Below are 8,906 nucleotides of genomic sequence, written 5' to 3'. Positions count from 1 at the left end.
TCGATCTTGGAGATCAGGATCGGGTCAGAGCAGCCGGCGCAGGCGATGGTGCGGTAGCCGGTATTCTTGACACCCTCGAGCTTGATGAAGTAGCCGTCAGTGGGCTCGAAGACTGTACCTGCGATAGCGACACGATTGTCTGCCACCTGCTTGAAGGTGGTGTTGTGGAGATTGAGACGTCCGCCCGGGCCGGGGAGAAGGTAGGGATTGGACTTCTCGTAGAGCGTGTGGGCAGCGACAGAGAGGGTCGTGCACTTACGCGCCGGCGAGAGGGTCTCTACCTCGAAGTGATCCTCGTAGAGGTAGCCAAACATACAGTCACTACCGCTGCCGGGGAGGGCACAGATGGCTGCGCACTCGAGGATCTTACCCATATGGAGGGCGAGAGCCTTGTCGAAGCCCTTCGTGATAGCGAGGCTGGCGAAGACAGCGGGGTCGTAGGAGCGACCAGCCATGATCACCTGGGCACCGCCCTCGAGAGCCTCCATAAAGGGCTCCTCACCCATCTGAGCGACGATGTGGATGGACTCATCGATGTCCTTGTCCGTCAGCTCCGGTACGGGACCGAGCGGGCTAATGCGACCCTCCTTGAGATTGTAGTGGATCGTCTCCTTGTCAAACTCTGAGGAGATCTCAGCATACTTGAAGCTAAGATTATGCTCCTTAGCGATCTCCATGACGAGGCGACGATTGATCTCGAGGTGAGGGGTTGCGCCTGATCCGCCGGAGGTGCCGACGATGACCGGGATACCTGCCTCGATAGCCGCAGGGATCATGATGGAGAGGTCACGCTTGACAGCTGCGACATCGGTAAAGGATATGCCTGCGCCGAGGTAGTAAGGACCCGGGTCGCTGGATCCTGCATCGCAGGCGATCACGTCCGGGTGGCGCTTCATGCCCTCCTCAAACGACTCCTTGGGGAAACCGTATCCCAGGATCGCTGACGGAGAGAGTACTCTGAATTCTTTCATGGTAACGAATGATTTAGCTTAATTCCTTCTTTGATTAGAGGACGTCCTTGAGTGCCAGGATGCGGCTCATCTCATTGAACATAATCATATAGCCCTCATCGACACCCATACCGGGCTTAGCCAAGGTCTGGGTCGGGGTGGTGGCCATAGCTACGTGAGCGCAGCACTCAGCGGAGCGATTGGTCTCGTTGCAGGTACCGCCGAGGTATGCACCCATCCCATGCTCCTTGCAGTAAAGGACAGCCTCGATGGAGTTATTGATACCGCCGAGGTCAGGAGTCTTGATCTGAGCCATGTGACCGGCCTTAGCCTTGCAGAAGTCGACAATATCCTCAAAGGTATTGCACCATTCGTCAGCTACGATCTCGGCATCCATGCCCTTGTCGTCCATATGCTTGCGGATAGCAGCAAGAGCCTTGATCTGAGCCTCGCGCTCCTCTACATCTACCGGACCCTCGATACGGAGGTGGAAAGGCTTAGCAGCCTCCTCTAGCTCGCCAATGTAATCAGCGATCTTCTCCCAGTCGTTATCAAATACGATACCCAGGGTACCATATACATCAATGTGGAAGATCGGCTTGTAGTCCTCGCAGGTGCGCTTATCGAGGATGCGGTTACGCAGCCACTTGACGTACTCGAGCAGCTTCTCGCCCTTGAGACCGACCTTCTTCTCTACGTGATTGAAGAGTCCATGGGGCAGGATGTCTGCCTGCTTGATGATCATCTTATCGACGTTGTTGTAGCGATCGTCACCAGACTGTGCGAAGATCGGGATCCTCTTGTCAGACAGAGTGGTGTGATACTCGTCGGCGATGACCTGAGCCATCAGCTTGCCCTCTGCCTTAGCGACTGCATCGAGGCATGCCTGTGTCACGCCGTAGCGGATGGCGGTGTGATACTTCTTACCATTGGCGTCTGTGTGCTTGTCGACCAGATCAGCCATCTCGCGGAAGTTGGTGATCTCCTTACCCTCATAGAGCGGGGCGATCTCCTTCATGATCACAGGGATGAAGTCCTCAGCGAGGAAGAGCGGATCACGGCCTCCGGCTCCGGAGTACTGTACGGCAGCGCAGTCGCCATGAGCGATGGCACCATTCTCCAGCACGAAGAGTACCGAGATGGACTCTCCTGCCTGACGTACGCCTGTGAAGCCCTCTGTTACAGGCTCACCGACGTAGAAGTTACCGTCATTCTCAGCACCCTTCTTGATGGCACGCTGGTCATCGAAGTAAAAGCCGGTCTTACCGGGGGCACATACTACCTTCTTAATTTTCATAGAAGAAATGGATTGAAGTTTAGATGTTTATTGTTGGATTGATTGTACTCGATTACTTGAGATTCTTACGACCAACGAGGAAGCCCTTACTGATCGCATAGACATCGTCGATGACCATCTGGAAGCTCACCTCGCGATTCTCGCACTTGGCTCTCTCCTCCAGCTTCTGGCGGTGGAAGTCCTTCGTCTCCTGAGAGAAAGGCATATTACCACAGTCGAGGATGCGGATGGCACCATCGTTGTCGCGTGCGGGCATTACCTTGCCGGCATTGTACTTGTTTGGAGCGAAGGGGATGTCAAGCACACCGGCTGCAAAAGCGTTCACGACACCGGCACCCAGGTCGCCCTTCCCAAGCTCAAAGACCTTGTCCATGATCTCCTTGACCTCCCTCTTGATGATCGTAGCCTCCTGCTCTACGGCGGGGATCATTGTCAGATCCTGGTCTCTCAGCATAGAGATGACCTGCTTGGTGGCGCGGAGACCTGCAGCGTTGGCCTCCTTGGTCGGGATGCCGACAGCCTCGTGAGGTGTCTTGACGATCACCTTGGTAGCCTTGGCAAGCGCAGCGGTGGCAGATCCCCAGCTGATCACGCCAAATGCCTTAGCCTCATCCTCCGGGAATCCTCCCATCCACTGGTGGAAGACGGTGGTCAGGTGCACCTTATCGTAGCCATACATCTCCAGATACTCGCGGCACTGCTCCCTTAGTGCGCGGATAGCGGCAACGTCTTGGATCAGGTTACCGCACTGACCGTAGCCCACCGTCAGGTCGCTCACACCCTGCTCTGCAGCGAGGAGTGCCTCGATGATGGCAACGGCATTGGAGATACAGGCGGGGATCAGAGTACCGGTGAGGGGACCGAAGGGCTCACGATTGATATCCACTCCGCGCTCGGCGTAGAGACCGCAGAGGCGGTCGGTATACTGCCAGTACTTGATGACCTTGTCGATGGGGTGATCCTTGGAGTAGGGGATGTTGTAGGAGATGCCTCCACCCTCGTAGGAGGTGAAGCCGCCAGCGATGGCGATCTCCGTCAGGAGTCTTGCGTCCGGGGTCCCGTGGCGTACCTGTACCGGGTTCTTGACGGATTCGGTGACGGTGCGGCAGACGTCGACACCATAGTTGACAGCCGGGAATCCGTTCAGGAGAGAGCGGCCGGCCTCTTGGCTCTTCTTGATACCGATCTCAGCCTCCTCGTATCTATTGAGACGCGTGTAGCTGTCGATGGTAGAGGGTAGAAGATCTGCACCTCCCATATCCTCAAGGAACTGCAGCAGCTTGATGTGCTCATCGTAGAGGGCGACACCGGCACGAGGCTGGATCAATGTCCTCTTCTCCTCGTCAGCCTTCCAGAGCTTGGCACCGAAGCGCTTCTCCTCAGGGATGGAGAGCTGGTACTTCACCGCCTCCTCAATGTCGATATCCTTACCCGTGGGCCAGCTGGCCAGCACTTCCTCACGCTCTTTGAGGAAGTCGTCCATTGGGATTTTGACGTTTTTGACCTCCATAATAATATATGTTTTCTATTCGTTTCGTGGGTGTATTCGAGGTGGTTGACTCGCTAAGTGTCCCTCCTCGAGATTATTGTTTTTTCTTCTTCGTCCCGACCTTGACGAGCTCCTTCTGCATCAACTCGAGGGCAACGTCAGGCATCTGCTCACTCAGGAGACCCATCGACGCCATGATGTAGTGGCTGTCGAGGTAAAAGTCTGGCTTCAGTGGCTTGGCTTTGTCGTAGTTAGAGATGTTGAATGTGGCACCATCTAAGATAAAGGTAGGGTCAGCGCTGTGTATCAGCGCTCCTCCGATACCGAGGACGTGATCCGTGAGGGTCAGGTCTTTGCCATTGATGGTAAAGAACTCTCCCATTGGGGAGTAGACCTTATGCGTGTGTCCTACATGGCGATCTGTCGCTAGGCTCACAGCTCCCTTGGCAAGGGCTTTCTCGCAGAGGATTTCATCCTCCGTCACCGCACGAGTGGATTTATCAGCATCACATCGAGCGACCCAGTCTCTGAGCGTATCGCCCGAGAGACCCACCTCAGCCGCCACGGCGTCAAGGTCCAGTTGCTCCGATAGCGCCGTGAGGCTATACCTCATACCGAGGTCGCCCTCTACGGTACGTTTGCTATACGGCTCCGGGATGCCCTGATGCATGATGTTGGCCTCATGAGGCTCGCCATCGCCTACTGAGTAGACATCGGTGGTGGCACCACCGAGATCAATGGCCAGGAGCTCTCCCAGCCCTCGTCTGTTCTTGGTGCCGTCACTGAGCAGGTTGCAGGCATTGAGTACAGCCAGAGGGGTAGGGATGATCTCGTTGTCAGCTCGCTCCTGAGCCTTGGAGAGACCCTTCGCCTCGATGATACGATCAATGAAGAGCTGCATGATGCACTTCTTAGCGGGAGCGATGTTGAGGGAGTTGAAGTTGGGCATCACATTCTCCGTGATCACAAAAGGCTTGCCGGCCTCTGTGAGGATGCGTGCCACCTCTTCCTCAGCAGCTTTATTTCCCGCCACGACGGTAGAGAAGTGTCCCGGGATCTGACCGATGACCTCAGCATTGTGGATGATATTCTCCACATTGCCTCCATCGGTACCTCCGCAGAGCAGGAAGAGATCAGGATCGAGACGCTCGATCTCCTCTGCTTCGGCGCGGGTGATCTCGTAGGAGTAGGTCTTCATCACCTTGGCACCCGCACTGGCTGCTGCCATACGAGCTGCCTTGGCGGTGAGGTCGGGGACCAAGCCACTGGCCACCATCTTAAGTCCTCCCGCCGCACTGCTGCAGCAGAGGAATTTATCCGGTGTCCACTCCTTGCCGATCTCTTTCTCTAGCTCTCTGAATGCATTGTGGAGCCCCTCCATCACATCCGTCTCGATCGTGGTAAAGGCAGAGCCTGTACCCACTATCTCAGGGACGTCTGTGTCGATGGCTGTTACCTTGGTATAGGTACTACCAAAGTCTGCTGTAAGATATCTCATGATGATGACGCAAAAGGGCGATCCTACTTGTGTATGGGTGGATCGTCGGGGCGAGTAGGATTATCTCTTGATCCCGAAAGTCTTGTCGATGTCCGCGATGGTCGTCTCAATCGGCGTACCCGGTGGGTAGACATAGTCGAAGCCCATCTTCTTGAACCGCTCAAGGACGTCCTCAAACTTCTGCTTACCTACCACCAAGTTGCCACCGGCAAAGAGAGGGATCCCCTTGAGACCCGCCTCATTGCACTTATCTCGCAGCCCCTGGCAGTCAATCTCCCCCTGTCCGTACATGGACGAGACAAGGATCGCATCGGCGTTGGTCTCGATGGCAGCTTCGATGTACTGCTCTTGGCTTACCATCACACCGAGGTTGATGACGTGGTAGCCCGCATCATTAAGTGCATAATCGATAATTTTGTTCCCCACTGCATGGGCATCGGCACCGATTACGCCGATTACGATGGTAATGTCACTCGCTTTACCAGTCGTAGTTTTCTTTGATTCCATAATGGTTATGACCCGCTATAGGTTATGTGGTGAAGTCATATAAGGGAGATTTGATCTAAAGTAATTAGTTAAGGTCCTCTCTATGGCTTCCAATAGGGCAAACTTAGCCATAAAAAATGGAATGGCAAGTTTTGTCCACCTCATTTCTAGGAGAGACGCTTCTGGGTGGTGCGAAACACCACTCAGCTCATTGTGAAGAGACGTGTATGAAGCACCCAAAAGGACCGCTTCCTAGAGTCCGAAATGCCAATAGAAGCTGATAGTAAAGTCGAGGTATGTCCTCACCCGACTGTCGGCTAGCTACTCAATCCGTAAGCTTAGTGGTGCAAAAATACCACCTCCGCCGGGAGGGATTGTTTCATAGAGTCTCTTCCTGTCTCTTCCTGCCTCGTTCTGATCAAAAATGGGGATTGTAGTACTCTCCATCATTCCTAAGATGTTAAGCTCCCTTGCGTCACCCTATTTCATTTCCCTGTGGCAGTAGGAGTAGAGAGGATAAACGGACTCTATATCGAGTCTTCTCGAGCCCCGCGACCTCCATCAGCCTTCGACCTCCGGTAACAATTCTCTTGTCTCTAGCCTGTGCAATAGGGAACACAACGCTACGCCATGTTACCCCAGCAGTATAAAAACCTGACTAGGTGTAATTTCTATATCAGAGCGCCACTGCCAGGAGTCTGATGACTCTAACTACCCACCCGCAAGTGGAGCGACAACTGCCTGAGGGTCGCATCGGGGACTTATAGGAGTTCCAATTCGTGCATGCGTAATGGGACAACAACCCAAGATCAACAGCTTAGAAGGCTGTTGTCCTGTTTCAATTCACGCACCCGCGAGAGGTGCGACATTAGCAACTGCCATAATCTTGTTTTGCTCTTGAAGTTTCAATTCACGCACCCGCAAGGGGTGCGACGACGAGATCCAGATGCTCCCCCTTGTCACCAAGGTGTTTCAATTCACGCACCCGCGAGGGGTGCGACGGCCAAAGTGGGAGATCTGCAAGGCTACAGACGCGTTTCAATTCACGCAACCGCGAGGGGTGCGACGGTCACCGAGTGATCATTAACCTATAGACAGATTGTTTCAATTCACGCACCCGCGAGGGGTGCGACCGCCCGTGAGGATCGTCCGGGTGTCGTCGGGGCAGTTTCAATTCACGCACCCGCGAGGAGTGCGACTTGCTCTTCTCGAGCAGGTCTCTCGAGCGAGTAAGGTTTCAATTCACGCACCCACGAGGGGTGCGACCACGGGTAAAGGTAGGTAATCTCGCTCATTCTGCAGTTTCAATTCACGCACCCGCAAGGGGTGTGACAAGCACAAGTATTGTACTTCCCGATCCTCTGGGACATGCCGTTTCAATTCACGCACCCGCGAGGGGTGCGACTATGCGGTATGGTGCTACCTGCTCGAGGTTCTCACGTTTCAATTCACGCACCCGCGAGGGGTGCGACCAACGGTACCGGCTCCCTATTTCTCTCCGTGGATGTTTCAATTCACGCACCCGCGAGGGGTGCGACTCACGCAGTAGGCGATGATCTTGTAGATGGCTCGGTTTCAATTCACGCACCCACGAGGGGTGCGACCTTTGCACCCGCTCTCGAGACTTCAGGGCAGGCAGTTTCAATTCACGCACCCGCAAGGGGTGCGACATGTCTACGTCGGGGCGCACTGGGGCGAAAGGCTGTTTCAACTCACGCACCCGCAAGGGGTGCGACATGACAGCCGACGGGAGCAACGACATCACGAGCTGGTTTCAATTCACGTACCCGCAAGGGGTGCGACTGTCCCCGTCTCCGGAGCGCGAGACGCCGGAGAGGTTTCAATTCACGCACCCGCAAGGGGTGCGACACGAAATGGATATTGATAACACTTGGGATTGATAGTTTCAATTCACGCACCCGCAAGGGGTGCGACAGCAAGTATGGGGAGGTGGCTGTGGGGCTACCTCTACAGACCTGCTTTAGCGAAGGTACTCAAATTATCCCTTCTATCCGGTGCCGCGAGCACATAAATCCCTATAATCGTATGTCTATGAGCGCTTGCGAGTGTCCCGCTAATTGTTGATCACTTCACCCTCGCAGGCTACGATCAGCCCTCCGGTCAGATGATCAGCTCTCCCTCCGCCTCGTAACTTGTCTTCCTCCCGTAGCTCTCTATGTGGGTCTTGTAGTCCTTCCCAAGATGATAGATCCGCAGGCTATCCCGTGTCTCATCAATGATGCTGACTAACCTCTCTATCAGGAGGATCTTCTGAGCCGGGTCTACCAGGCACTCAAAGACCGAGTTTTGTACTCTCTGACCATAGTCTTGGCAGGTCTTCGCCACTTGGCGCAGTCTCCTCCGTCCCGCAGCATCTGTGGTGCTGACATCGTATGTGATAAGGATATACATGGCTTAGGTCATGAGGAAGGCGGGGTAATCATCGATCTCATCTCGCAGATATCTTGCGAGGAGCGTCGCCTGAATGTATGGCAGCAGACCGATCGGCATCCTCTCCCCGAGATAGGGGTGAGTGATCTCTGTCCGCTTACGCTTCTGCCACTCGGTGAGCAGCTCCTTCCGCTTCTCATCCTTGAGGAGATACCCATTCTCCCCCTGTACGATAAAGTCCCAAGGTGCTACCTGTCGGTTGTTGATCAGGGAAAGGACAAATCGGTCCACAAGGTAGACCCTCATCTCCTCCATAAGGTCTAGCGCCAGTGAAGGTCTGCCGGGTCTGTCGCTATGGAGAAATCCCACATAAGGATCCAGCCCGACTGTCTCGAGAGCGCTCCTCACGTCGGAGGCGAGGAGGGTGTAGAAAAAGGAGAGCAGGGCATTCACCTCATCCTTAGGTGGTCGCTTGCTTCTCTCGCTAAAGGTAAATCGGTCATTTAGAATAAGATGACGGAAGACCCCAAAGTATAGTCGGGCAGCATTGCCCTCAGCCCCCATAATCGAGTCTCGGGAAGTCAGCCGAGGAAGGTCCGATACAGTCTTGCGCAGCTCGCACAGGACACGACGAAGCTCCTCGAGCGTCTCTCCCTCAGGCTTGTGGTCTCTGCAGAAGCGCGACAGGGCCGCACGACTATTGTAGACCTTGCCGGCAATGAATCGAGACGCTATGTGCGCAGCGCTCCCCTCATCGTCCGCCACACGATACTGGGCTCGTCGTAGCAGCACATT

General features: G+C 54.8%; 7 protein-coding genes and 1 CRISPR repeat array. All 7 genes read right to left on the bottom strand.

What is annotated here, in order from left to right; genetic code table 11:
• Positions 1-971 (bottom strand): acyclic terpene utilization AtuA family protein (locus Q0F21_RS03565; protein WP_297237476.1); only part of this gene is annotated, 971 nt, incomplete at its 3' end.
• A gap of 34 nt (positions 972-1,005) precedes the next feature.
• Positions 1,006-2,247, bottom strand: a complete 1,242-nt coding sequence (locus tag Q0F21_RS03560; RefSeq protein ID WP_018106352.1) for a methylaspartate ammonia-lyase — start codon at positions 2,245-2,247, stop codon at positions 1,006-1,008.
• Positions 2,248-2,299: 52 nt separating this feature from the next.
• Complete coding sequence (locus Q0F21_RS03555) at positions 2,300-3,757, bottom strand: methylaspartate mutase subunit E (protein WP_297237473.1); 1,458 nt, start codon at positions 3,755-3,757, stop codon at positions 2,300-2,302.
• Between the two features lie 73 nt (positions 3,758-3,830).
• Positions 3,831-5,234, bottom strand: a complete 1,404-nt coding sequence (gene glmL, locus Q0F21_RS03550; protein ID WP_297237471.1) for a methylaspartate mutase accessory protein GlmL — start codon at positions 5,232-5,234, stop codon at positions 3,831-3,833.
• Between the two features lie 60 nt (positions 5,235-5,294).
• Positions 5,295-5,741 carry a methylaspartate mutase subunit S gene (gene glmS / locus Q0F21_RS03545; protein WP_050560097.1) on the bottom strand — a complete coding sequence of 149 codons (447 nt, stop codon included), beginning with the start codon at positions 5,739-5,741 and terminating at the stop codon, positions 5,295-5,297.
• 814 nt (positions 5,742-6,555) lie between these two features.
• Positions 6,556-7,655: direct repeats of the CRISPR family, unit length 32 nt; unit sequence GTTTCAATTCACGCACCCGCGAGGGGTGCGAC.
• A gap of 186 nt (positions 7,656-7,841) precedes the next feature.
• Positions 7,842-8,132, bottom strand: a complete 291-nt coding sequence (gene cas2 / locus Q0F21_RS03540) for a CRISPR-associated endonuclease Cas2 (protein ID WP_297237469.1) — start codon at positions 8,130-8,132, stop codon at positions 7,842-7,844.
• A gap of 3 nt (positions 8,133-8,135) precedes the next feature.
• On the bottom strand, positions 8,136-8,906 hold a 771-nt coding region (gene cas1 / locus Q0F21_RS03535; protein ID WP_297237467.1), incomplete at its 5' end, for a CRISPR-associated endonuclease Cas1.

Origin of the sequence: uncultured Porphyromonas sp. (assembly GCF_934359325.1) — a bacterium.
GTDB lineage: Bacteria > Bacteroidota > Bacteroidia > Bacteroidales > Porphyromonadaceae > Porphyromonas_A.
The sequence above is the reverse complement of the archived record's forward strand: the minus strand, read 5'-3'. Positions and strand labels throughout refer to the sequence as shown.

Bases quoted from the DNA above. Each gene is read 5' to 3' on its own strand.
- Q0F21_RS03555 (WP_297237473.1), bottom strand. From the start codon at position 3,757: ATGGAGGTCAAAAACGTCAAAATCCCAATGGACGACTTCCTCAAAGAG.
- glmL (WP_297237471.1), bottom strand. From the start codon at position 5,234: ATGAGATATCTTACAGCAGACTTTGGTAGTACCTATACCAAGGTAACA.
- cas2 (WP_297237469.1), bottom strand. From the start codon at position 8,132: ATGTATATCCTTATCACATACGATGTCAGCACCACAGATGCTGCGGGA.
- glmS (WP_050560097.1), bottom strand. From the start codon at position 5,741: ATGGAATCAAAGAAAACTACGACTGGTAAAGCGAGTGACATTACCATC.
- Q0F21_RS03560 (WP_018106352.1), bottom strand. From the start codon at position 2,247: ATGAAAATTAAGAAGGTAGTATGTGCCCCCGGTAAGACCGGCTTTTAC.